The following is a 25,688-nucleotide window of genomic DNA, read 5'->3' on the forward strand; positions in this document are numbered from 1 at the left end:
CGCTAGCGGTGCAAAACTAATCTACCATCGCCGTCAGAATATTCAAATTTGATTAAATAGCTGTGCTTGCCAAATTTTGTAACAGGCACAAAACTTTTGGGCCGCTTACTTTTATTGCTGGGAAAGCAAAAGATTAATAATGGACTCATTAAAGCTCCAAAATGTCAAGGTGAGTTACGATCGAGCAAATTTACTCTCGCGCATCGCCAACCGCATTCGCCGCTCTCTAGAATTGCCAGAAATTCTCAGCGCCACAGCAGCGGAAGTTCAATCGTTCTTGGGAACAGACAGGGTAAAAATCTATAAATTTCATAGCGACGGCAGCGGTGAAGTGATTGCTGAATCAATTAACGGCAACCGCTTACCATCATTATTGGGGCTGCATTTTCCAGCAGACGATATTCCGCCTCACGCCCGCGAACTGTTCGCCCAAGTACAGGTGCGATCGATCGCCGATATCGATTCCGGGTTGCTAGGCCAAAGTCCCCGCCGCGACGCGGTTTCCGGTCAAATGCTGCCCGATGAAGTGCTGTACAGGGCGATCGACCCCTGCCACGCTGAATACTTGACTGCACTGGGCGTCAAGGCTTCCTTAGCCGTACCAATTTTTCACGGCGAAGAATTCTGGGGGTTGTTAGTATCTCACCACTCCGAGTCCCGGAGTGTGGCAGAAGACGAACTGCAAGGCATTCAGATGCTGGCAGATCAGCTCGGCGTCGCCATCGCCCAATCAACCCTCCTCGCCCGAACCCAGGCCAAAGCTCAGCGCGAAGCTGCCGTCAACCGCGTCGCCGCAGCCCTGCACTCCCAGCCCGCGATCGAACTGCAAGCAGCTTTGGCAGAATGTGTAGCTGCACTAGAGGCCGTAGGCGGCAGGCTTTGCATTTTCCATAGCAACAATCTCACGAGTTTACTACCCTACTCGGACAATTCCACAGAGGCACTCAAAGTCTACACTTGTGGCTCAGGCCCGAGAATGCCTATTTCTGCCAAATACCAGCAGATAGAGCTATACAGCGTCTGGCACGAATATTTTAACTCCAGCGAGCAACAGGTTTGGGCAATTCCCGACTTGTACAAAATTAGCAGTTTGAGAAGCCTGCAACCTGCATTTCGATCGACCAAAATTCGCAGCATTTTAATCGTACCGCTCAGATCCCGCCAGCAAATATTCGGTTACTTGAGCATTTTTCGAGAAGAATTTGACATCGAAACTCTCTGGGCCGGACAGTTGGATGCCGACGGGCGGCTCGCCCAATCTCGGATATCTTTTGAAGTGTGGAAAGAGTCAAAAACTGCCCAAATTCGCGAATGGAATACTGAAGAAATTGAGTTAGTACAAAGTTTGGGGAGCCAATTTGCTCAGACAATTAACCACTACCAACTCCACCAACAAATAGAGGCACTTAACGCTAATTTAGAAAATCAAGTTCAAGAGCGCACAGCTCAACTGCAACAGTTGACCCAACAGCAGCGAGTGCTGTTTCAAGTGGTGGCCAAAATGCGGAAATCCCTCGACTTGAACCAGATTTTTAGCACGATGTCCCAGGAAGTGCGACGGGCTTTAAATGCCGATCGCGTTGGGGTTTACCGATTCGATCCCGCATCGGAATTTAACCACGGCGAATTCGTTGGTGAAGATGTTTGGCCAGATTTTGTGTCAGCAATGGCAGTTAAAGTGCACGATCGCTGCTTTGGAGAAAACTACGCCAATCTCTACTCTCAGGGGCGAGTTCACGCCATGTCCGACATCAGAAAAGCCGGACTGCAAGATTGCTTTCGGGAAATATTGGAGCAATTTCAGGTCAAAGCTACTTTAGTTGCACCCGTGATGAAAGGCAACGACCTTTGGGGGTTGCTGTGCGTGCACCAGTGTTCGGCTCCCCGCAACTGGGAATCTTCCGAAATTCAGTTTGCTACCCAAGTTTCCGATCAGCTCAGTATAGCTCTAGAACAAGCAGATTTGCTCGCTAAAACTCAGCAGCAAGCAGTTGATTTGCAGCAAGCTGCTGAACAGCAGCGGATACTGTTTGATGTGGTTGCTAAGATTCGACAATCTCTTGATTTAGATACAATTTTTAGCACAACAACTACAGAACTGCGGCGGATTTTAAAGGCAGACAGAGTTGGAATTTATCGCTTCGATCCCGGTTCAAATTTTAATGAAGGAGAATTTATTACGGAAGATGTTTTGCCAGTTTTTGGTTCGGCAATGGATGTGAAAATTCGCGATCGATGTTTTGGCGAAAACTATGCGGCTCAATACAGTCAGGGACAAATTCAAGTCCTGCAAGACACGGACTGTGCAGGACTCTCAGACTGCCATGCTGCTATTTTAGCTCAATTTCAAGTTAAGGCGCAAATAATTATGCCGCTGATGAATGGCAGCGAACTTTGGGGTTTGCTGTGCGTGCATCAGTGCGACGGTTCGCGCAATTGGAAAACTTCGGAAATCCAGTTTGCGACGCAAGTCGGAGCTCAGTTGAGCGTAGCATTAGAACAAGCAGATTTGCTGGCTAAAACGCGGCAGCAAACGATCGATCTCCAGTGGGCCGCCGAGCAACAGCGGATACTGTTTGAAGTGGTGGCTAAGATTCGAGAATCTCTCGATATTAATGAGATTTTTCAGACGGCAACTCAAGAAGTTTGTCAGTTTATGCAAGTCGATAGAATTGCTGTCTATCGCTTCAATCCTGATTGGAGCGGGCAATATGTTGCCGAGTTTGTGAAAGAGGGCTGGAGCAAATTGGTAGGAGAAGGTATCAATACGGTTTGGGAAAATACTTATTTGCAGTCACACCGAGGCGGCAGGCATCTCAATAATGAAACTCTAGCCGTTGACGATATCTATCAAGCTTGTCACTCGGAGTGTAACTTCGCTATTTTAGAGCATTTTCAGGTGAAGGCTTATGCGATAGCACCGATTTTTTTAGGACAAGAACTTTGGGGTTTGCTCGCAGCTTATCAACATTCCGGGCCGCGCTGCTGGGAAAGTTCAGAAGTTAAGTTTTTAGCTCAGATTGCCAATCAGTTAGGCGCAGCTATCCAACAAGCCGATTTGCTGGCCAAAACCCGACGCCAAGCAGCACAAATCGCTCAAAATTTACAGGATTTGCAGCAAACTCAAGCTCAATTGATTCAGACTGAAAAAATGTCTGGTTTGGGGCAACTGGTGGCGGGTATTGCTCACGAAATTAACAATCCAGTTAATTTTATTTACGGCAATCTCAATCACGCTACTGATTATACTAAAAATTTGCTGAGTTTGCTGGAAATTTACCAGCAGCAATATCCTGATTATAGTCCTGAGATTGGCGAAGTGGCCGAAAATATTGACTTGGAATTTCTGGTGGAAGATTTGCCGAAATTGCTATTGTCTATGCAGGTGGGAGCCGATCGCATTCGTCAAATAGTTCTGTCTTTGAGGAATTTCTCTCGTCTGGATGAAAGTCAAATGAAGGCTGTCGATATTCACGAGGGTCTTGAAAGCACGATGTTAATTTTGCAGCACAGGCTGAAATCTAATGGGGACAGTGCCAAGATTGTGCTAGTTAAAGAATACGGCAATTTGCCTCTGGTTGAGTGCTACGCCGGACAGTTGAATCAGGTGTTTATGAATGTACTCGTAAATGCGATCGATGCTTTGCAATCGGACAAGTTGCTCGATCGCAAATCAGTGAGTCCTCAAATTAAAATCTCTACTGCTGTCGGTCAACTTAATGGCAATGTTCCTAGCGCGGTGATTCGGATTTCTGACAACGGTTCGGGAATTTCGGAATCGATGAGACAACGGATATTTGACCCTTTTTTCACGACTAAGCCGGTGGGCAAAGGTACTGGATTGGGACTGTCAATTAGTTACCAAATTGTGGTAGAGAAGCACGGCGGCGTTTTAAAATGCAGTTCTGAATCGGGGAAAGGTACTGAGTTTGCGATCGAGATTCCGCTCCGACATCAGCCAGTAGTCAGCAGTCCTGCCGTCGGGCCGTCAGCAGTCGGGCCGTCAGCAGTCGGGCCGTCGGGCCGTCGGGCCGTCAGCAGTCAGTAGTCAGCAGTTATGGTAGGGTGCGTCAGGGGGCTGAATGTTTTCGTCACCAACTCAAGGATTCGGGCCCCCTGACGCACCCTACGGTTAGCTGAATTTCCCCTCGAGATTCCGATTAGTCAGCAGTCAGTTATGGTAGGGTGCGTCAGGGGGCTGAATGTTTTCGTCACCAACTCAAGGATTCGGGTCCCCTGACGCACCCTACGGTTAGCTGAATTTCCCCTCGAGATTCCGATTAGTCAGCAGTCAGTTATGGTAGGGTGCGTCAGGGGGCTGAATGTTTTCGTCACCAACTCAAGGATTCGGGCCCCTGACGCACCCTACGGTTAGCTTCGTTTATGTAGAGTCTCGGTTTCAACCGCTCAGTTGAAGAGAGTTCGATCGCCCGACGGGCGCAGCTTGCAGCATAGTAAGCTCCAAAACATGGTAAATTCAATAATCAGACAGAGTTTTGTCAAAATAGAAAACTGAGCGCTTGTAGTCGATCGCCCGATACGCCATGCCAGATTCCGAATTCTCAGACGATTTAAAATGGACGCCCGAAGCCAAAGCCAAGCTAAAAAATATTCCCTATTTTGTCCGGGGACAAGCCCGCGTCCGCATCGAGCACCTCGCCCGCGAAGCCGAAACAGAAGTCGTCACCATTGACTTAGTTGAGCAAGCTCGCATCGAGTTTGGGCAATAAGGGATCGAAATGTACCCTAAAGCTTTAGACTATAAAATGCGTTGTAAGGACAAGGATTTAAAAAAGTAGTGCGCAAAATAGTTATAGCTGGCAACTGGAAAATGTACAAAACTAGGGCAGAATCCCTAGAGTTTCTTCAAGGATTCATGTCCTGCCTGACGGAAACCCCAGAAGAACGGGAAGTCGTGCTTTGCGTTCCCTTTACAGATTTGAGTGTCCTCTCAAAAAACCTCCACGGAAGCCGGATCAGGCTCGGCGCTCAGAACGTGCACTGGCAAGAGTCGGGAGCTTATACTGGTGAAATTTCCGGGCAGATGCTAACAGAGCTTGGGGTGCGCTACGTCATCATCGGCCACAGCGAGCGCCGGCAATATTTTGGGGAAACTGACGAAACGGTGAATTTGCGGCTGAAAGCTGCTCAGAAATCCGGTTTAATTCCGATTCTGTGCGTGGGAGAGACAAAGCAACAGCGGGATGCCGGGGAAACGGAAGATCATATTTTCTCTCAGTTAGCGCAGGATTTGGTTGGTGTTGACCAAGATAATTTAGTAATAGCTTACGAACCGATTTGGGCCATTGGTACTGGCGATACTTGCGAAACTAAGGAAGCTAACCGAGTTATTGGTTTGATTCGCAGTAAATTGACTAATCCTGATGTGCCGATTCAGTACGGCGGCTCTGTGAAAGGAGAGAATATTGATGAAGTTATGGCGATGCCTGAAATTGACGGGGTTTTGGTAGGCGGTGCGAGTTTGGAAGCTGCTAGTTTTGATAGAATTGTCAATTATAAATAATTGGTAATTGGTAATTTTGCCCAGAGCGCAGCCGAAGGGTGGTAATTGGTAATTCGTAATTGGTAATTAACTGGTTCCCACACGCTTATGCTGGGAACCGAGATCATATCCTGTCTGGTCGATGGATCGCAATCAATAAGGTTCGTAGTGTGGACTTTAGTCCGCAAAATACTGCGGACTAAAGTCCACACTACGAACGGTTTTTGTGATGTAATCGACCGGACGCAATATTGCTTTTGAATAGCGAGGCTCTTCAAAATGGAGGCTCGGTCTCGGAATGTGAATTAACAGGCTAAGCGCCTGCTAACGAGTATAAACATAGATTTAAAATAACTGATGACCGATCGCAAATTAACTATTAGATCTCAAACTTTAGAGTGGGGAAAACGCACTTATTTGATGGGCGTTTTAAACGTAACCCCTGACAGTTTTAGCGACGGTGGCGATTTTATTTCCATAGAATCTGCTGTAACGCAAGCTGAAAATATGGTTAAATCCGGGGTAGATATTATTGATATTGGCGGTCAATCTACCAGGCCCGGTGCAGCAGAAATATCCTTAAAAGAAGAGATAGAGCGCGTTATACCTATCGTACAAATGCTGAGGCAAAAAGCCGATATTTTTGGCTCAGTTCCGATTTCTGTGGATACTACCAGAGCGCAGGTTGCCAAAGCTGCGGTTGAGGCGGGAGCTGATATTGTCAACGATATTTCTGGAGCAACTTTTGACTCGGAAATGCTGTCAACCGTTGCTCAGTTGCAAGTGCCGATAATTTTGATGCACATTCGGGGAACTCCCCAGACGATGCAAAAACTCACAGATTATCAGGATTTAATTGGGGAAATTCGGGAATTTTTGGAGTCTCGAATTGCAGCAGCAGTTGCTGCGGGGATTGACAAATCTCAGATAATTATCGACCCAGGTATTGGCTTTGCCAAGACTTACAATCAAAATTTGGAAATTCTGCGGCAGTTGCCCAAATTCCGTGGTTTGGACTGTCCGATTTTAGTCGGAGTATCGCGCAAAAGCTTCATCGGTCAGATTTTGAATCAGCCGGAAGCTAAACAAAGAATTTGGGGGACAGCGGCGGCTTGTACAAGTGCGATCGCAAATTCGGCAGATATTTTACGAGTTCACGATGTCAGAGAAATGCACGATGTTTGTCTGGTTGCCGACGCTATCTTCAGAAATCAATCTTGAGCGGTTGATTGATCGATTAGTTTGAGTTCTCGCTCTCCCCCGTGAGCGTTCCCCGGGATATCTGGCATAGAACCCATCAACTCGTTGAGGGCTTCTGTCATGTTTCTCGGGTCCATAAACAGAATTTTGGCGTTGTCGCTTTCGCCTAGTTTTTGTTGAGCGTCTAAGTATTTTTCAGTTACTAAGTAATTCAAAACTTGCTTGCTATTCGGATGGGAGTCTAAAGCTTCAACTAAGAGCCTCATGTACTCCTTAGTGCCGATCGCCTTATTAACCATTGCTTGCCATTCGCTCTTAGTAGCGCGCTCCAATTCCATAGCTTCTTGCACCCTTTTCGGAGGTGTAATGCTTTGAATTTCTACGCGAATTACTTTGACGCCCCAAGTTTCGGTAGCCTCGTCCAATTTCTTGAGTAACTTTTTATTCATGTCATCTCGGGAACCCAAGATGTCTTGCATGGGCAATCGACCAATTTCAGCGCGAAACGTCGTTAAAACTAAGTTGGCGATCGCATTTTCAATTTGATCAATTCCATAATAAGCTTTCTGCAAATTCACAACCCGCCAATACACAACGGCATCGACTTCTAGGGCCACATTATCTCCCGTGATTGCTGATTGAGGTTTAATATCTAAAACTCTTTCACGGCTTGTGTCCACGCAGACGACTTTTTCTATCAGGGGACCGATCAAGTGTAATCCGGGCTTGAGGGTGCGCTTGTATTGGCCCAAACGTTCGACTAAAGCTTCGTCGCCGCCGCTGACTATTTTCACGCTTGAGTTAACAGCGTAGCCGAGGATGAGCGCAAAGAGCATGGTGAGAATAGACTGCCCCATTTCTACTTTCCTGCTAAGGTTGACTGAGAATCGATCGGGAATATTATCTAATTTAACTCAAAATCAGCCGATCGCGTGCTAAAATATCTCGACTGTTAATAACTATCTCAATAGTGGGCCGCCAGGTGTTCGGACTCTCACGGCGAAGCAGTGAAACCCAGGATATCAACAACACGTTTCCACAAAAGACATGAAAAACGATCGAGAGTTTCGCGCTTTCAAACCTTTGAGGTGGATCGCCCCAAGCATTTTGGTGGGTGCAGGAATTTGCAATATGGCAGTTGTCCAACCCGTACAAGCTGAACCAACTACAGTGCAAAATTCCCCAAACTTGCAGTCGCAGAACTTGCAGCCACCCCGCCGAGGGCCAGAAGTTCGGGAAGTTCTATCCTACGAGATGAAGGGAGACGAACTCAAGATTTGCAAGCAGCAGCAAGGGAACTCCGAGAAAAAGTGCGAAGTTGTAGGGAAAGGCTACACCGTGGGTTTGAGAACAGCCAACGACCTTTACGGTCAAGGAAATCTGGTGAATGCCGAAGCTTTGTACCGGCAACTAATCGCTCGCTATCCCAAACAAGCGGATGCTTATTACAAGTTGGGAACTTTGCTGTCGGGGCAAGGTAAAATGAGCGATGCGATCGTCCAATTCCAAAAAGCAATTGAAGTCAACCCGAAACACGCCAAAGCTCACAACGATTTGGGCGTGGCGATGGCAAGTCAAGGAAAGTTGCCCGAAGCGATTGTGCTGTGGAGACAAGCTGTTAAAATTAATAGCCAATATCCCGATGCTTTAAATAATTTAGGAGTCGGTTTGTACCAGCAAGGGGCTAAGGAAGACCAAGCAGAGGCCGTAGCCAGTCTCAAAAAAGCTAAGGAGTTATTTATCAAGCAGGGCAGAACTCAAGCCGCTACGAGAGTAGATAAAATTTTGGAGGAAATGAATTCACAGTCGAGCGGCTCTTAAAATCAAACTATGTTCGATACACCTAAAATAAAAAAGGTTTGTAGTGAGGACTTTAGTCCGCATCAAGAAGGACTAAAGTCCTCACTACAAACCTATCTTAATTATGGTCATCCTCTTGGGACATGAGATCGAGAGTCGATCGATCGAACCTTCACATAAAAAACAGCTCTGGCGATCGGCATCAATCAGCCTCCACCTGTGGCTAAACACGCCCGTAAGCCTCAATCTAAAGCATTTCCTTCAAAACTTGTAAAATCACATCTCCGTCCACGCGATCGCTCACAGCAGCCTCGCCCAAACGTACCGGCAGCACAAAGCGCACCTTGCCATCCTGCACCTTCTTATCCAGTTGCAAAGTCTTCAAAATCTCCTCAACATCCACACCTGCGGGCAACTTAGCAGGTAAAGCAGCTTTGGCAATTAAAGCAGATTGGCGGCGATCGCACTCAGAATCCCACATTCCCAACTCCACAGCCAAGCGGCTGGACGCAGCCATGCCAATTGCCACACCTTCACCGTGATTGATAACCTTGTAATTCGTCAAACTTTCTACAGCATGACCGATCGTGTGACCGTAATTCAAAATCGCCCGCAAACCCGACTCCTTCTCATCCTTGCTTACCACATCAGCCTTAGCTTGGCAAGACCTGCTCAAAATTTGGGCCAACAAATCCGCCTTCACATAGCGCATTTGATCCAAACGCTTGCAATTCTCCAACTTCCCGAACAATTCAGCATCCCAAATCACCCCATACTTAATAACTTCCGCCATCGCCGAACGAAACTCCCGCGCCGGCAGAGTTTTAAGTACATCCGGGTCAATCAAAACCAAACGCGGCTGATGAAACGCCCCGATTAAATTCTTCCCCGAAGGATGATTTACCCCCGTTTTGCCGCCAATAGAAGCATCAACCATCGCCAGCAGCGAAGTCGGAACCTGCACCACATTAATTCCGCGCAGCCAAGTCGCGGCCGCAAAACCCGTCATATCCCCAACCACCCCGCCGCCCAAAGCCACCATTGTCGAGGAACGTTCCAAGCGGTTAGCCAAAGCCGCATTGTAAATCTTCTGGATCGAATTTAAAGTTTTGTACTGTTCGCCCGGTGGTAAAATGCAGCTACTGACTTCCAGACCTGCCGATTCGAGGGATGCTGTTGCTCTTTCGCCATATTGCCGAAAAATCGACTGATTTGAGACCAGCAGCACTTTTTTGCCCAAACTTAGATCGCCCATCAAGGTGCCGAGTTCGTCTAAGCCGCCCGATCGCACGCAAATATTGTAAGATTGTGGGCCCAAGTCAACTTTAATTATCGATTGCATATTTATGTAATTTAGATATTAGATTTTCGATTATAGTTCTTATAGGTCTTTTTATTGATTATTTTGGAGAAATTGCAATGAGCCTTACCGGAGCAATAGCTTATTTGGGAATTTTCGGCGGCATGGTCGGCTTGGCGACAGTGCTGATGTTTGGTCTGCGGGCTGTCAAACTCATCTAAGTTACAGATTTGTGACTTGGAACTCAGAGGGTTAAACCTCTGGTAAGAGTATTGCTCGGGCGAAGTCTTTGCGCCAAAAAATCTCTGATTAAACCTGGAGATTTAGCGCGCAAATGCTTCGACCGATAAAACCTGAGACGGGAGATTTTAGATTTTAGATTTTAGATTTTAGATTTTAGAATTAGGGGATTGATGGATTGAGGGATTGGGAGACTCTGGGATTGAGGGATTGAGTCGATTTAAAGTAAACTCTCTGTTCAATTTAAAAAGCCGATTGGCAACTATGAGATGCTCCCCCTGAGACCTGAGACTATAATTAGCTAATTAGATCCTTGACTGACTGACAATTCGATGACCGCTAATAATGAGTCTAACCCTGAAGAAACTTCTTGGCACGCAGCGACCGCTCCAGAAAAATGTTTTGAAATAAAACGAAAGTAGGGCTGGAAGTTGTTGCGAATAAAAAGAGTCGAAGCAGATATTTTAAAAGTCAAGTGTATCTTTAAAGGACAAACTCGATTCCCCAACTATCTAGAAGAGGATGAAGATTAATTATGCGGAAATATATTATTTTCAAGGCTGAATCGATGTCAGCAGAAGGCTGGGAAAATAGAATGTTAGCTCACACTGGGGCAATAACTGACATTCTCTGCGAGTATTACGATTCCTCAGAGGAACCTCTACCTCAACCAGGAAATCGTCCCTACGAATTCTACCGGATAGAAGAATTTGACGATCCGCAATTCCCCAGTAGCGATACTCACTACCGAGTCGGAGATTGGAAAGTTGTAAGAGTTGAACAATACCCAACTGCTGCACCAGGAAGCAATTACGATATGATTGCTGTGTGTTATTGTCAGTACGCACCTAAACCAAGTCCGCTGATGCCAGTACCCAATACGGGGATTTCTATCGACTCGTTTGGAGGAGATGAGGCAGCTTATCAAGAATATCTTGAAATTAATGCTAAATCAGAGGTTTATTCGCGCTGAAAATCTATTGAGTCTGACATTGATTAAAAAAAACTGGGTTCAGGTGCAAAAATCACTATTAGATATTCAGAATACCTAGATTAATCCGATACCTGCTGCCACCTTTTCTCGATCTGTTGGTAAGGATAGCAGTCAATCACGCAATCTCTCATATAGCCACCTTTAGAGTCAGATTCCATCAATTCTGAACAGACATTATTCTGGACTTCAGAATATAGATAGGTTTTGCCACTATCAAAAATAACTTCCAGGGTAGACTCGGTTTCGTCGCAGTCCACAGCTTCGATCGTGCTAGATGCGATTGGTTGTAGTGTGATAATTTATGCCATTTATCATTTTTTTGTTTGTTGACTATTTTAGACAAAGGTGCGGATATATGAGATTGTCGATCTTTATTGAGAGATTGTCGAGAGCGACACACCCTACGACTATTTTTGCAAGAAGCCTTTTGATGATTTATACGGTTTATCAAAAAAAATTGGGTTTGTTTGCTGAAGGCTGTAGGCACAGGTGCGTCGCTATAAGATTGTCGATCTTTATTGAGAGATTGTCGAGAGCGACACACCCTACGACTATTTGATGTGACTGGTTGTAGTTTCAGAATTGTCTCTTCTAGTAAAGCTATTTGAAAAAAAACATAATACCCAGAGTCCCAATTTTTCAAAGAAGTTGGGTATCAAAATCCCAAATCCCAAATCATCGCACTCGCTTTAATCTAAAATAATTTCTACTCCTCCAATCGAAAATCGAATACTCCCCCCAATCTAAAATCCAAAATCCAAAATCTAAAATCGATATGTCCCATTCCACCGATATTGTCACCCTCGCCCGCTGGATGGCGGCCGACTTCAGCAACCAAGCCCAAGCCTTTGAAAACCCGCCATTCTTCGCCCACATCCGCGTCTGCATGAGACCTTTACCCGTGGAACTTCTGGGCGGAATGAGCTTGTATCTAGAACAAGCCTATGATATCGAACTGCACGTCCCTTACCGAGTTCGAGTTTTAAAATTAGTCCCGGTGGACGATCGCATCGACATCGAAAATTATGCCATAGAAAACGAATCACAATTCTACGGCGCATCCCGCCAGCCCCAACGGCTGCAAGAAATCAAAACCGAACAACTGACACTCCTCCCAGGCTGCACCTTTTTTACCCACTGGACGGGTAACAGCTTCAAAGGGTCTGTCGAGCCCGGAAAAGGCTGTGCCGTGGTCAGAAATGGCAAAAAAACCTATCTAGACAGCGAATTTGAGATTGATGGTAACAAATTTACCAGTCACGATCGCGGGCGCGACCCAGAAACCGACGCCCACGTCTGGGGAGCTCAAGCCGGGCCCTTTGAATTCACCCGCTGGGCCAGTTTCGCAGACGAAATTCAGGTTTGACACAAAAAAACTGACAGCCGATTTAGCAAAGAACACCCTAGATTAAAGGTTCACAATGCACCAATACCTGGTACATTAACCCAGTATTGGCAAGCAAGATTCACCGTTGATTTATGAAAGTCCTGGTTATTGGTGGCGATGGCTATTGCGGTTGGGCAACCGCACTCTACCTTTCTAACAAAGGTCACGAAGTTGGCATCCTCGACAGCTTCGTGCGGCGGCACTGGGATCTGGAACTGTGCAGCGACACCCTCACTCCCATTGCACCCATTCAGCAACGACTCCAGCGATGGCAAGATTTAACGGGTAAGTCGATCGACTTGTTCGTCGGTGACATCACCAACTACGATTTTCTCAGCAAAAGTATGAGAAAATTTGCACCAGAGGCGATCGTCCATTTCGGCGAACAGCGTTCGGCCCCCTTCTCCATGATCGATCGCGAACACGCAGTCCTCACCCAAGTCAACAACGTCGTCGGGACACTCAACCTGCTGTACGCCATCCGCGAAGATTTCCCCGACTGTCACCTAGTCAAACTCGGGACAATGGGCGAATACGGCACGCCGAATATTGACATTGAAGAAGGCTACATTACGATCGAACACAACGGCCGCAAAGATACACTACCCTATCCCAAACAACCGGGCAGTTTCTATCACCTGTCAAAAGTCCACGACTCCCACAACATCCATTTTGCTTGCAAAATCTGGGGTTTGAGGGCCACCGACTTAAATCAGGGCGTAGTCTACGGCGTGCTGACAGAAGAAACCGGCATGGACGAACTGTTGATCAACCGTTTGGACTACGACGGAGTATTCGGTACAGCATTAAACAGATTTTGCATCCAAGCTGCGATCGGTCATCCCCTGACAGTTTACGGCACCGGCGGACAAACTCGCACCTTCTTAGACATTCGCGACACCGTGCGCTGCGTGGAATTAGCGATCGCCAACCCCGCCGCCGCCGGAGAATTCCGCGTCTTCAACCAATTCACCGAACAATTCAGCGTCGGCGACTTAGCCTCATTGGTGCAAAAAGCAGGCACGGCAATGGGATTAAAAGTAGAAATCAACAACCTCGAAAATCCCAGAGTCGAGAAAGAAGAACATTATTTCAATGCCAAAAACACCAGTTTGTTAGGCCTCGGCTTGCAGCCGCACTACCTCTCAGATTCCCTGCTCGATTCTCTGCTGAATTTTGCTACAAAATATCAGCACCGTGTCGATAAAAACCAGATTTTGCCGAAGGTTTCTTGGCGCAGGTAAATGCGGGGATCTAGTTGCGGGAAAGATTTTTTTAAATGAACCGCGAAGGCGCGAAGGGCGCGAAGTAAGAGAAAAGAAGGGAAGAGAAGAGAAATGTTCGCAAATTCTGAAGGGAGTTCGCTGTATATTACTTTTTTGATTGCGGAAGATTATCTATCTTTTTTCTTGTTTGCTTTGTGTCTTCTGCTTCTTCTGCGGTGAATTTAAAAATCGCAGAAAGTTTTTAACGGCTAGCTTGTTTGGGAAGAAATGCTGTGAAAAGTCGAATTCTCATCTTGTTGCTTTTAGTTGTTCTGCCCGGATTTTCTGCAAGTGCAGTTTGTGCTTATTATTTAGTACCGGAATGGGCTGCACTAACGGCGAGTTATCAAAATTACCGCGCCGTTAGCGAATCGCCTTCTGCTACGTCCAAGGAAATCTTAATTGCCAAAACTGCACAGGAAATTCACCGAATTAACTGCTTTGCTGAAGGTGTGGGATTGCTTTTAGGTGGGATAATTTTATCAATTGGTATTCAGGGAATTTGTATCTTGCCGGAACAACCTCTCGATCGCAATTAAGTTAAGATGAAGCTGCTGACAGAACCTTACTTACACCAAACAATGCGGTGGCCGAATACAGGTCGCCACATTTTAGCACAATTTGACGATGATCGTGTTGTTGTCTATCAAGCTTACCGTCCGGCGATCGGTCACTTTGCAGCGGAACACGGTTATTTCGGCGGCGAATTTAGCTTGAATCGCATGAGTTGGATTAAGCCCAACTTTCTCTGGATGATGTATCGTTCGGAATGGGGAACAAAACCAGGACAAGAAGTAATTCTGGCTATTTGGCTAAAGCGTTCCGCCTTTGATGAAATTTTAGCATCCGCCGTTCATTCCAATTTCGTTTCAAAAGTGTACGGAAGCGAAAAAGAATGGAAACAACTTGTTAAAACTTCATCGGTGCGGCTGCAATGGGACCCCGACCACCATCCCAGTGGCGCGAAACTGGAACGGCGGGCCATTCAACTCGGCTTGCGGGGCAGTTTTTTGGCCAGTTATGCCCGAGAATGGATTGTGAATATCGAAGATATTTCCCAATTCGTGCGACAGCAACACGAATATAAAGGAGAAGATCGCCCGCAATTACTCACTCCCCGCGAGACAGTGTATCCTGTTACTAACCCCGACATTTGCCAAAGACTGGGAGTATCGATTTCGCCAACAATATATAAAGAATAACTAAAGCCTTCTTCCCTCTTCCCTCTTCCCTCTTCCTTCTTCCTGAAATCCGTTACATCCGTTACTTGCATCCGTTGCCGAACTTCCTTCGTTTTATGAAAATTGCTCTGTTCACTGAAACATTTTGGCCGAAAATAGACGGCATTGTGACGCGCCTGATTCACACTGTAGATCATTTGCAGCGATCGGGCGAACAAGTTCTGATCTTTTCTCCAGATTACGGAATTACAGAATACAAAGGTGCCCGAGTTTACGGAGTTGAGGGTTTGCCTTTGCCGATGTACCCGGAACTGAAAATGGCACTTCCCAGTCCGGCTATCGGTCAACAATTACAGCAGTTTAAACCGGATATTATTCATGTTGTCAATCCGGCTATTTTGGGATTGGGCGGCATATACTACGGCAAAAAACTCAACATTCCGATTTTGGCTTCTTATCACACGCATTTGCCTAAATACTTGCACCATTACGGTTTTGGAATGCTCGAACCTTTGCTGTGGGAATTGCTCAAAGGTGCTCACAATCAAGCCGAATTGAATCTGTGCACTTCCACTGCAATGGTGGATGAGTTGAGAACTCACGGCATTGAACGGGTAGACTTGTGGCAGCGCGGTGTTGATACTGAAATGTTTGTCCCCCAATTGGCCAGTCGAGAAATGCGATCGCGCCTTTCTGAAAATAACCCAGACAGTCCCTTACTCCTCTACGTCGGCCGCCTGGGTGCTGAAAAAGAAATCGAGTCTATTAAACCAGTCCTCGCTGCGATTCCCGACGCCCGCCTCGCCCTCGTGGGAGACGGCCCGCACCGACAAAACCTGGAACAATATTTTGCTGGCACCCCCACCAATTTTGTCGGCTATCTCAAGGGGCAAGAATTGGCTTCTGCTTACGCATCTGCCGATGCCTTCATTTTTCCCTCCCGCACCGAAACCCTGGGCTTGGTGCTCCTAGAAGCGATGGCTGCGGGGACGCCCGTAGTGGCGGCGCGCAGCGGCGGAATTCCCGATATTGTCACCGACGGTGTTAACGGATATCTATTTGACCCCACTGACGAAGCCGGAGCCCTCGCGGCTACCCAGCGTCTGTTTGCGAATCCCGAAGAACGGGAAACTCTCCGCCAAAACGCTCGCTCTGAAGCCGAACGCTGGGGTTGGGCCGCCGCTACGGCACAACTGCGGCGTTACTATCAATCGGTGGTATTTGCTCAGTCCATGCCTTCTGCTGCTTAAATGCCGGGATATTCTGTGGCGCCAACAGCACTGACAGCTTAGCTTGTCTCGCGCGATACTTCGGTTGGTAGCGGGGACGGATTTCTTCCAAGACCGATCGAACTTTTTTGCTGCTTAGATTGCGGTAGCTATCCTGCTGTTGCGTTTACCATTAAACTATGAGTAGCTTTGGAATGCTTCGCGGGTGGCCGCATGGGGCGCTTGGGCACCCGACCGGATACGGTCGCCGAGTTCGCTAAAACAGTCACACCGCGCAGCATCCTAGCACAGAGCGTACAATCTACATCGCCCGCGATCGATCGAACAAAAGCCTGCGAGCTAATTTTCAGGCTGCCAGCGTTCCGAAGTCAAGTTCAGCTCTAACTGGCGAACCCTCCTCAGTATTGAGGTTGTAACAAAAAAAAGTCGAGCATATGTAACAAGCAAACTGAAGTGGCGTGCGCCAAAGCATGAACTCACTATTCCTGAAAGCGACAAGTGAGTGCTGACTTTTCAAGCAAACAACTTAAACAGTTTGCACCGCCCCAGCATCTAGCACCGCGATCGACCTGCCGGTCAATCTACCCCTCTGAGCAAGCAGTTAATCATGACATTCTCCAATGCTGGTAGCGTTCTGGCTACACTGACTCAAGTTAATTTTATGGGGGCATTGACCTCCCGTGTTAAGAGCCTGCCAGTTACTGAATTAGTGTGCCTGCTGGACTTTGTAACGGCTGAATTTCAGCAATTCATCCGGGCGATGGACCTGATTAACAATGAAGCACTCGAAACTCTCTTAGAGCAACTGTTAGATGCCTTCACTGTCAAAATTGGTCAAATTCTGCAAGCAGACCGGACAACAATTTTTTTGGTTGACTCCAACAAAAATCAACTGTGGCACAAAACAGTCGAGACCCTCACGGGCGAAGATGTAGAAATTCGCTTGCCGATGGATGCAGGCATTTTAGGCTACGTTGCAACTACCGGAAAATCGCTCAATGTCGCGCAGGGTAGAGAACACGAGTATTTTAATTCCGAAGTAGACGAACCACCAGGCTACCAGATTGAGACCATCCTCTGTATGCCGATTTTTAGCAGCAAGAGCCAACACGAACCCGTAGCCGTCGTCAGACTGTTAAATAAAGCTGGCAATGTCCCCTTTACTGAGGAAGATGAACAGCAGTTTCAGGCTTTTGCAGATTCGATCGGGATTATTCTCGAAAGCTGTCAGTCTTTCTACGTCGTGGCCCGCAACCAGCGAGGGGTTGCCGCACTCCTGAGAGCTACCACGACTTTAGGTCAAAGTCTTGACTTGGAAACAACTTTGCGCTCTGTCATGGATCAAGCTCGGGACTTGATGCAAGCCGATCGCAGCACGCTATTTTTGTTAAATCGAGAAGCCAACGAACTCTGGACAAAAGTCGCCAAAGCCGACGGCAAAACGATGGTTGACCTCCGCATTCCTGCTAACAAAGGAATTGCTGGCTACGTCGCTTCGACCGGTAAACCTCTGAATATTACAGATGCTTACGACGATCCCCGCTTTGATCCCACTACAGACAAGCAAACGGGATACCGCACTCGCACAGTCTTGTGTATGCCGGTGCACAACGCTAAAGGTGAGCTGATCGGGGTGACTCAGCTAATTAATAAAAATCAAGGCACTTTCACTACTTCCGACGAAGAGTTTTTGCGAGCGTTTAATTCCCAAGCCGGAATGGCGCTGCAAAATTCTCAACTTTTTCAGAACGTGATGGTGGAAAAGCAGTATCAAAAAGATATGCTGCAAAGTCTTTCAGATGCAGTGATTTCCACCGATTTGCAGGGGCGGATTGTCACGATTAACGAAGCGGCGCTGGAATTGTTGGGCTGTCCGGTAAATCAAGATAAAAGCAAGCACCATCTCCTGATTTGGGAAGATAAACTGATCGATCGCTATGTTTGGGAAGTTGTGCCGATCGAAAATTTGAAATTTCGAGTCGAAGACAGTCTCCACAATGCTGCCAGATCTTACGTTCCCGAACAAAGTTTAACTGTGGGACTGTTGGTGGAAACAACGCTTGGTAGTTCCGCAGCAGCAGAAACAGAAGCAGAAAGTTACATTTTGGCCGTGCCCGATCGCAATGACCCGAATTCATATTATGCTTGGGGCGAAAACAACGCATGGACTGAAGAAGTAGCACAAGCAGAATTAGCTAATTCCCAATCTCTATTTTCACTGCGGAATTCAGCTCTGTATCATCCTTATTGTCCGTTACCCATCCCCGGTTCTCGAATTAAAGTAGTTGAACGCAGTTTGAATTTAACAGTCAACCCGCTGATCAATCCAGAAGGCGGCGTGCGCGGCGGTTTAGTGGTACTCGAAGACATCAGCCGCGAAAAACGCATGAAAACCACAATGTCTCGCTACATGACTCCCGGAGTCGTAGATAAAATCATGGCCTTGGGCGAAGGCTCCCTGATGGTGGGCGAACGCAAAGAAGTTACTATTTTATTTTCCGACATTCGCGGCTACACCACCCTGACCGAAAATCTGGGAGCGTCGGAAGTTGTGGCGCTACTAAACCAGTATTTTGAAACGATGGTGGAGGCCGTTTTCCATTACGAAGGCACTTTAGACAAGTTTATCGGCGATGCTTTAATGGCCGTGTTCGGTGCGCCCCTACCGCTCAATCCCCCGGAAAGTCACGGTTGGATGGCCGTTCAGTCGGCTTTAGATATGCGCCGGCGTTTGAAAGAGTTTAATGATTCTCGCCCCGGGGCCGATCCGTTTCGCTTTGGAATTGGGATTAGTTCTGGAGACGTGGTTTCGGGAAATATTGGTTCGGAAAAGCGGATGGATTACACCGTAATCGGGGATGCGGTGAATTTGAGTTCCCGCTTGGAACAGCTTACAAAGGAGTACGGCTGCGATATAATTTTGAGCGAATTTACCTACAATTTGTGCCGCGAACGGATTTGGGTGCGAGAGTTGGACAAGGTTCGCGTTAAGGGCAAAAATCAGCCTGTCGGGATTTACGAGTTGTTGCAAATTAGTTCCGATCCGCTCGACGGGGAAACCGAAAGGTTTTTGGAACTTTACAACAACGGCCGCCATGCTTATATGAAGAGAAATTTTCAGCAAGCTATTAATTATTTTGAGGCGGCCTTAGCTATGCGACCGAGCGATCGACCTGTGGAAGTTCAGATCGAGCGCTCCCTCAGTTATTTGGAAGTGCCCCCGCCCGACGATTGGGACGGCGTGCATACTATGACAACAAAGTAGTTGACCAGATCATATCCGAGGGCAAAAAAGTAAAAAGATTGGATCGAGTTTTGAGATCTTCCTTATGACAGATTTAACAAGTGGAAAAATGTGAAAACATAAGTCGGATAGCAGATTAAAGTTAGTATTTATTTCCATGCAAACAATTAAATGACATATTTATCTGTTCCGAATGCCACAAAAGCCGATCGCATTCTGGTGGTAGATGACGCACCAGATAATGTTTTGTTAGTACAGACAATTCTGGAAGAAGAAGGTTACGAAATTAGCACTGCCGATAACGGCTTTTCGGCTCTTACCCAGATTGACAAGTCAGCCCCCGATTTGGTACTGCTAGACGTAATGATGCCGGGAATGGACGGTTACGAAGTCACCCAGCGAATGCGACAAAATAAGGAATTGCCGTTTATCCCGATTTTGCTGATCACCGCTCACGACAGCGCCAGCGTAGTCCAGGGACTAGATATGGGCGCAGACGATTTTATCCGCAAACCCGTGGAAATGGACGAACTGCTGGCGAGGGTGCGATCGCTCCTGCGGCTAAAACACAGCGTAGACGAACGAAATTCGATCGCCCTCCAGCGCGAAGATTTTGTCTCCAGACTCGCTCACGACTTGCGCACGCCCCTAGTAGCAGCCGATCGAATGCTAACCTTAATGCAGCAGGGAGCTTTAGGAGAAATCTCGCTCCCCATGCGCGACGCTTTCGGGACAATGGTTCGCAGCAACAAAAATTTGATCGCGATGGTAAATATGCTGCTGGAAGTCTACCGCTACGAAGCAGGTCGCAAATCTCTCAGTTTTGCTCCCGTGGACTTGCGCCAGCTCATCCACGAGGTAGCCGAAGAACTCGCTCCCCTAGCCGATGCTAAAAATTTGTCGGTGAATTTAGACTTGAGTGAAAGTGCAGAAAGTGCTCCGATTGCGAAGTATCCGGGCGATCGTCTGGAACTGCACCGCTTGCTGACAAATTTAATCGGAAATGCGATAAAATTTACCGACAGCGGCTCAATAGATGTCCGCTTAAAAGCTGCCAATTCACCTGTTTATACTAGCTTCAAAAATCAACCGCTGGCATGGGTAATTATTGAAATTCAAGACACCGGCGCCGGGATTTCTCCCGCCGAACAAGCGAAGTTATTTGAAAGGTTTGGCTCGGGAACTCACAAGAAATCCAGCACAGGTTTGGGACTGCACCTCTGCCGCCAAATAGTCGAAGCTCACCGCGGCACGATCGTGGTCAAATCAGAGTTGGGTAAAGGCAGTTTGTTTACTATTCGCTTGCCTTGTTAGATTGATAGGAAAACCGCAGATTAACCTACGTTAGTAAGCAAAATAGGTTCGTAGTGAGGAATGCGAGTCCTTCTTGGAGTCGGACTCGCATTCCGCACTACAAACCAGGTTCGTAGTGAGGAATGCGAGTCCTTCTTGGAGTCGGACTCGCATTCCGCACTACAAACCAGTTTGACACTGCATGATATCGTGCGATGTCTGGGCCAGCAATACAAGCGGAAAATTATTAGGCAGATGTCATATAATTGCTTGGCAACTGAATTTACTTCAATATGTCTGACTGTCCAGTGTGCGGTGCCCAATACGTAGAAAAAAAAGCAGATTTTTGCTCGATTTGCGGCTGGGATTTGACGCCCTACCCGCAGCGTGCCAAGCCTTCCAAAACTTATTTAAAACAAGAACAAGTTAGATTGCAGTGGGCAAAACAAATGTGGGAATCGGCCCGCAACCAACAAAATTGGTCGGCCAGATTCGACGAGTTGCAACAGGAATTGCAGCAAGGCGCGATCGCCCGCGCGTACCTGCAATCTCAGTTAGAATGGGTTCTGTACCGCCTCGAACAACTAAACCCCGAATTCATTGCCACCACTCTACTGCGCCTGGAAGAGAAAATCGGCGCCTTACCTGACCAAACTCCGGCTATCTCTGAAGTGGGGATGGATTACCGACAACTGACAAAGCTGTTAGAAACGGGAAAATGGCGCAAAGCAGACGAACACACTTGGGAAATTTTCCTGCAAATCGCTGTGAGGGAAGATGAAGGCTGGCTGAGTGCAGCCGATATTGACAGTTGTCCTCCTACAGACCTTCGCACGATCGACAAACTTTGGCAACAACACAGCAGCGGGCGGTTTGGATTGACCGTACAACAACAGATTTGGGAAAGTACCGCCGGAAATTATACCCAATTGTGCGATCGAGTCGGCTGGCGAGTCAAGGAAAATTGGAAATATTACAGCGAGCTCTCCTTCAACGAAAATGCTCCCCCCGGACACCTCCCCGTTACCGCCTGGAGACATCGCGCTTGTTACGGTAGCGGTAAACTCACCGCAGCAGAAAACTTTGCCCGCATTGTCGGGAGACTTGCTACGGGCGATCGCTAATCATCGAAAATAAAAAATTCAAAATCGCCATTAGCTGCTATAATCAAAACGGTTCAGCAACTGGGGCTGTGGCTCAGATGGATAGAGCAAGCGCCTCCTGAAGAATCGGGCACCCTGCGAGGAAACTCTGGGAGTGAATGTGGTCAAACTCAAGGAAGCCTAAGTCTGACAGCAGATACGGTAATCTTGAGCCAAGCTTTATCTAAATTTTGTTTAGGTAAGGAAGGTGCAGAGACTGGCTTTAGGAAGTAACAACCATAAAACATCCTAAACATACGGCCACCACCTAAAGGCCGCAAGCCTACGGTGAAGGAATAGTCCGGAGAGTGGGGAAACTCACACAAATCTGAAGCGCTAGGTCGCCGGTTCGAACCCGGCCAGTCCCGTTAAAAATCAAGAACAATTAAAAGCAGAAGGGTAAACCTTAAGTTTTGTCCTTCTGCTTTGCATATTCGCTAACCTGTTCACCCGCACGCGCATACTTGATTGAATACAAGAGTCGTGAAGCCTCAAAAATTTATAGCTGAGTTCGATCCCAAATAAGCTGTATATTCAATCTAAAATCTAAAATCGCCAAAATAAGATGTATATTCAATCTAAAATCTAAAATCTAAAATCTAAAATGCCTAGCCCCTTGTTTGAATTTTAATTTTTAATTCCTGTTAGTGGGCTATAGGTGCGGTATTTTTTGTTATGGTTCCTATGTCAGCTACATAAAGTTTTTATAGGTTTAGATGTGGTTAAGAATCAATTTAAACAAGCGGCGTTACCAGCGTTGGAGACCTTCACGCAGTTTTTGGTTCCTAGTAGGACTTTTGATGGCGTGTTGGTTTGGCTATCAGCAGCTTAAGAGCGAATTTCAGAGACCCCAAGCTTTGTTAGTTCTAGGTGGGGCTACGGAGCGAGAGGTGTTTGCCGCCAAATTTGCTCAGGAGCATCCTGCATTGCCGATTTGGGTGTCTTCTGGGAGCAATCCGGAGTTCGCGGAATGGGTGTTTTCAGAAGCGGGAATTAAGTCCGATCGCCTGCATTTAGACTACAGAGCAGTGGATACGGTAACAAATTTTACCACGCTGGTAGATGAATTGAAAGATCGAGGCATTGAAAGCGTGTATCTGATCACTTCTGACGATCATATGCGGCGAGCCCAAATTATCGGCGAAATCGTGCTCGGCAGTCGAGGGATTAGTTTTAAGCCTGTAGCAGTTCCGTCTGGGCGCACCCCCGAACCGGTGCAAAAAGCTGTTCGCGACGGCGCTAGAGCAATTCTTTGGCTGACAACTGGTTATACGGGTGCTAACTTCAGCCAAGCTAGGATTGAGTGACATTACTCCGACAGCCAAGGTGCGTCGCGGACTAAGAATCACTCCTTAGATTTCCTAGTTACTCCCTTACGGGATTTCGACATTGACCTAGATTGAGACATCTCAATCCCCGGCAAACCGTCTGCATAGGCATTTTGAATTCCCGACTGCCCATCGGTACTAATCAATTCTATTCCCCTATTTCTGATCGCCTGACCACTAGCAACATCCCTATCCGTTGTATAGCCACAGCTAGAACAAGAATGAACTCTTACACTCAAATCCTTTCTAACTTCTGCACCACACTCAGGGCACTCCTGCGAAGTCCCCCGAGCATCGACCTCTCCAAAGAATTTACCCCGCTTCCAACACACATACTTGGTGATAGTTCGGAACTGTCCAAATCCCTCCGCAAGCATTTGTTTCCCAAGCATTCCTTTGGCTAGGATTCGGTAATCCAAGTCTTCCATGAAGACCATATCGGCAGCATCACAAAGAACATGAGCTTGTTTGAAGTGGAAATCTTTACGGGTGTTGTCAATTGTGTGATAAATTCTAGCAACTTTGATACGCTGCTTCTCGTAATTTTTAGACCGTTTCTGTTTTCTATAAAGTCTGCGTTGCAGCAATTTCAGCTTGCGTTGCATGACTTTTAAGAACTTAGGCGATTTTACGAGCATCCCATCACTGGTTGCTAAAAACTTGGAAAGCCCAACATCTACTCCTATGGGATGACCCTGTGGCATTGGGTTGGGGATGTTAACATCACATTGGATGTTAATAGATGCGTACCATCTATCAGCCTTATTGATGATTCGTACTTGCTTCACTACAAAACCACTGGGAATTGGGCGATGCAAATTAATTGGAATCAACCCAAGTTTGGGCAGGGCAATATGTATCCCACTCACAGGATTCTTGACAAATTGGGGAAACAACAAAGATTTGAATTGCCCAAACTTTTTAAATCGAGGAAATCCATGCCCAATTTTTTGAAATCTCTCCCATGCTCGGTGTAATTGCTTGAGGGCTTGCTGCAACACTTGGCTTGGTACTTCACCCAATCGGGGAAACACCTTTTTAGCACTTGGCAGAGCATTAAGCTGTTTTACCTCGCTAGGGAAAGGGCTATCAGCAGGCATGATGTATTCATGACTGATGGAACATCTGTCAACCATACATGAACGACTATTGCACCAGTCCTTGATTTCTCGCAGTCCGTAGTTATATGCGACGCGACAAGTGTCCATCCACTCTTTGAGTAACTGTTTTTGAGCGGTGTTTGGGTAGACTCGGTAGCGGTAGTTCATGGTTAACATTCGACTATCATAGCATATTTACTGGCAAGTGTGTCTCCAGTAAATATAAAGCCGGCCACTGAAGAAGAGGTTTTAAACCCTATTTCCTGATAAACAGGGAAGAAGTCAGTAGTCAGTAGTCATCAGTCAGTAGTCATCAGTCATCAGTTGGTAAACAGTCAACTGTCACCTGTCGGTAAACACTCAACTCTCAACCCTTCTCTTGCGCTCGGGGGGCAAGCTGTGAACTATCAACTGTCAACAGTCAACTGTCAACTGTTATCAGGAAGAAAGAAGAAGGCTTTAATTATCGTCGCGAGAGAAGGAAGAAGGGCTTCGCTCAGGCTCAAAAGAAGCCAGAAGCAACCAGGAAGAAAATCTCATATTTGTGCAATTAAGAACGCCCTAAATGGGTGCGGTTGCTATATTTTTTTATTTTTTAAGATTGTAAAACCTTGTATTTGATAGCGATTTCACGAACCGCGAAGACACTGATGACAAATCCGTCAGAGAAGAAGATTAGTAGTTTAAAATCTGTAGGTGAACTTCATTCAAGACCGAAAGTTAATGAGCCACCAAATTTGGAGCCAATTCTGCCACAAGTTTTTGAGTGACAGCAAGACTGCGGATGCTGTTTTTTAGGCTTTGGTGCCGGCTTTGGGTGACGTGTTAAATTGCGATCGCGTCTTTCTCTACCTCCGCAATCCTGAAACCCAAATAGGCAAAGTACCTTACTGCTGGCGTCGCAACTCGAACTATCCCGAAGTTAGGGACGCGGAGTGGAAAAAAGAACCGGAATCTTTAGGGGAAGAAGACCCTTTGTTTGCGGCAGCGTTGCGAGCTGAACCATCAATTTTTGTTGAGGATGTTGAAACAGCAAACCCTCAAGTTGTTAACAAAGATTTTGAGGCAAAAGAGTTCGGACATCGAGCTTTGATTCACGCTCATCTTTGTGTTGACGGCTTGTTGTGGGGGGTTTTGCAGCCTTGTATTTTCGATCGCCCCAGAGTTTGGACTGACTTTTACCGCCAAGTTATCGCAGCAGTTACAGAAAAAATTTCGCCCTTGGCTGTTGATTTTGTGACAGGCGCACAACCGTCATAAAATAGGTTTGATCGTTCGGAATGCAAGTCCTTATCAAAGAGAGGACTGAAGTCCTGACTGCGAAACTGCCCTAAAATAGGTTTGATCGTTCGGAATGCAAGTCCTTATCAAAGAGAGGACTGAAGTCCTGACTGCGAAACTGCCCTAAAATAGGTTTGATCGTTCGGAATGCAAGTCCTTATCAAAGAGAGGACTGAAGTCCTGACTGCGAAACTGCCCTAA

Annotated in this window: 21 protein-coding genes; 17 read left to right on the top strand and 4 right to left on the bottom strand. The window is 46.8% G+C overall.

The window, feature by feature from the left end:
* The first annotated feature begins 139 nt into the window (after positions 1 to 139).
* The 4 genes from QUB64_RS08250 to folP all read left to right on the top strand — a co-directional run bounded on the left by QUB64_RS08250 (position 140) and on the right by folP (position 6,724).
* Positions 140 to 4,048 (top strand): GAF domain-containing sensor histidine kinase, encoded by a 3,909-nt coding sequence (locus QUB64_RS08250; RefSeq protein ID WP_333277750.1) that lies wholly within the window; start codon positions 140 to 142, stop codon positions 4,046 to 4,048.
* A 496-nt stretch (positions 4,049 to 4,544) separates the two neighbouring features.
* A complete protein-coding gene (locus QUB64_RS08255) occupies positions 4,545 to 4,730 on the top strand; it encodes a PCP reductase family protein (protein WP_333277752.1) in 186 nt (61 codons plus the stop codon).
* Between the two features lie 68 nt (positions 4,731 to 4,798).
* On the top strand, positions 4,799 to 5,524 hold the full coding sequence (gene tpiA / locus QUB64_RS08260) for a triose-phosphate isomerase (RefSeq protein WP_333277754.1): 726 nt from the start codon (positions 4,799 to 4,801) through the stop codon (positions 5,522 to 5,524).
* A gap of 336 nt (positions 5,525 to 5,860) precedes the next feature.
* Positions 5,861 to 6,724, top strand: a complete 864-nt coding sequence (gene folP / locus QUB64_RS08265; RefSeq protein WP_333277757.1) for a dihydropteroate synthase — start codon at positions 5,861 to 5,863, stop codon at positions 6,722 to 6,724.
* On the opposite strand, the gene QUB64_RS08270 is transcribed toward folP, so the two are convergent.
* Positions 6,715 to 7,560 (bottom strand): SPFH domain-containing protein, encoded by an 846-nt coding sequence (locus tag QUB64_RS08270; protein WP_333277759.1) that lies wholly within the window; start codon positions 7,558 to 7,560, stop codon positions 6,715 to 6,717. The two genes, folP and QUB64_RS08270, sit on opposite strands and share 10 nt — an antisense overlap.
* Positions 7,561 to 7,750: 190 nt before the next feature.
* On the opposite strand from QUB64_RS08270, the gene QUB64_RS08275 reads away from it, so the two are divergent.
* Positions 7,751 to 8,524 carry a tetratricopeptide repeat protein gene (locus QUB64_RS08275; protein ID WP_333277761.1) on the top strand — a complete coding sequence of 258 codons (774 nt, stop codon included), beginning with the start codon at positions 7,751 to 7,753 and terminating at the stop codon, positions 8,522 to 8,524.
* Between the two features lie 226 nt (positions 8,525 to 8,750).
* Here QUB64_RS08275 and aroB read toward each other — a convergent pair whose 3' ends face one another.
* Positions 8,751 to 9,845: a 3-dehydroquinate synthase gene (gene aroB / locus QUB64_RS08280; protein WP_333277763.1), complete on the bottom strand. Its 1,095-nt coding sequence runs from the start codon at positions 9,843 to 9,845 to the stop codon at positions 8,751 to 8,753.
* Between the two features lie 77 nt (positions 9,846 to 9,922).
* Here aroB and petL point away from each other — a divergent pair, with 77 nt between their 5' ends.
* Together petL and QUB64_RS08290 are read left to right on the top strand one after the other, a co-directional pair.
* Positions 9,923 to 10,024: a cytochrome b6-f complex subunit PetL gene (gene petL / locus QUB64_RS08285; protein ID WP_332949306.1), complete on the top strand. Its 102-nt coding sequence runs from the start codon at positions 9,923 to 9,925 to the stop codon at positions 10,022 to 10,024.
* Between the two features lie 554 nt (positions 10,025 to 10,578).
* Positions 10,579 to 11,016 carry a hypothetical protein gene (locus tag QUB64_RS08290; RefSeq protein ID WP_333277766.1) on the top strand — a complete coding sequence of 146 codons (438 nt, stop codon included), beginning with the start codon at positions 10,579 to 10,581 and terminating at the stop codon, positions 11,014 to 11,016.
* A gap of 80 nt (positions 11,017 to 11,096) precedes the next feature.
* On the opposite strand, the gene QUB64_RS08295 is transcribed toward QUB64_RS08290, so the two are convergent.
* Entirely contained in the window at positions 11,097 to 11,336 is a 240-nt protein-coding gene (locus tag QUB64_RS08295; RefSeq protein ID WP_333277795.1) for a KTSC domain-containing protein, read from the bottom strand.
* A 476-nt stretch (positions 11,337 to 11,812) separates the two neighbouring features.
* Between QUB64_RS08295 and QUB64_RS08300 the strand changes: the two genes are divergently transcribed.
* From QUB64_RS08300 to QUB64_RS08340, 9 genes are all read left to right on the top strand, one after another.
* Entirely contained in the window at positions 11,813 to 12,403 is a 591-nt protein-coding gene (locus QUB64_RS08300) for a chromophore lyase CpcT/CpeT (protein ID WP_333277768.1), read from the top strand.
* 113 nt (positions 12,404 to 12,516) lie between these two features.
* A complete protein-coding gene (locus QUB64_RS08305; RefSeq protein ID WP_333277770.1) occupies positions 12,517 to 13,668 on the top strand; it encodes an NAD-dependent epimerase/dehydratase family protein in 1,152 nt (383 codons plus the stop codon).
* A gap of 254 nt (positions 13,669 to 13,922) precedes the next feature.
* Complete coding sequence (locus QUB64_RS08310; protein WP_333277772.1) at positions 13,923 to 14,228, top strand: hypothetical protein; 306 nt, start codon at positions 13,923 to 13,925, stop codon at positions 14,226 to 14,228.
* A 6-nt stretch (positions 14,229 to 14,234) separates the two neighbouring features.
* Positions 14,235 to 14,891, top strand: coding sequence for a DUF4291 domain-containing protein (locus QUB64_RS08315; RefSeq protein WP_333277774.1), 657 nt, complete (start codon positions 14,235 to 14,237; stop codon positions 14,889 to 14,891).
* A gap of 95 nt (positions 14,892 to 14,986) precedes the next feature.
* A complete protein-coding gene (locus QUB64_RS08320) occupies positions 14,987 to 16,120 on the top strand; it encodes a glycosyltransferase (protein ID WP_333277776.1) in 1,134 nt (377 codons plus the stop codon).
* A gap of 586 nt (positions 16,121 to 16,706) precedes the next feature.
* Positions 16,707 to 19,364, top strand: a complete 2,658-nt coding sequence (locus tag QUB64_RS08325; protein ID WP_333277778.1) for a GAF domain-containing protein — start codon at positions 16,707 to 16,709, stop codon at positions 19,362 to 19,364.
* 150 nt (positions 19,365 to 19,514) lie between these two features.
* The gene (locus QUB64_RS08330; RefSeq protein ID WP_333277780.1) at positions 19,515 to 20,657 is read left to right on the top strand and encodes a hybrid sensor histidine kinase/response regulator; all 1,143 of its coding nucleotides are present in this window, start codon (positions 19,515 to 19,517) and stop codon (positions 20,655 to 20,657) included.
* Positions 20,658 to 20,929: 272 nt separating this feature from the next.
* A complete protein-coding gene (locus QUB64_RS08335) occupies positions 20,930 to 21,760 on the top strand; it encodes a GUN4 domain-containing protein (RefSeq protein WP_333277782.1) in 831 nt (276 codons plus the stop codon).
* A 734-nt stretch (positions 21,761 to 22,494) separates the two neighbouring features.
* The gene (locus QUB64_RS08340) at positions 22,495 to 23,085 is read left to right on the top strand and encodes a YdcF family protein (RefSeq protein ID WP_333277784.1); all 591 of its coding nucleotides are present in this window, start codon (positions 22,495 to 22,497) and stop codon (positions 23,083 to 23,085) included.
* A 38-nt stretch (positions 23,086 to 23,123) separates the two neighbouring features.
* Here QUB64_RS08340 and QUB64_RS08345 read toward each other — a convergent pair whose 3' ends face one another.
* Positions 23,124 to 24,383: an RNA-guided endonuclease InsQ/TnpB family protein gene (locus QUB64_RS08345; protein ID WP_333277787.1), complete on the bottom strand. Its 1,260-nt coding sequence runs from the start codon at positions 24,381 to 24,383 to the stop codon at positions 23,124 to 23,126.
* 627 nt (positions 24,384 to 25,010) lie between these two features.
* On the opposite strand from QUB64_RS08345, the gene QUB64_RS08350 reads away from it, so the two are divergent.
* Entirely contained in the window at positions 25,011 to 25,466 is a 456-nt protein-coding gene (locus QUB64_RS08350; protein WP_333277789.1) for a GAF domain-containing protein, read from the top strand.
* The last annotated feature ends 222 nt before the right edge of the window (positions 25,467 to 25,688 follow it).

Origin of the sequence: Microcoleus sp. Aus8_D2 (genome assembly GCF_036702665.1) — a bacterium.
In the GTDB taxonomy this organism is placed as follows: Bacteria; Cyanobacteriota; Cyanobacteriia; order Cyanobacteriales; family Microcoleaceae; genus Microcoleus.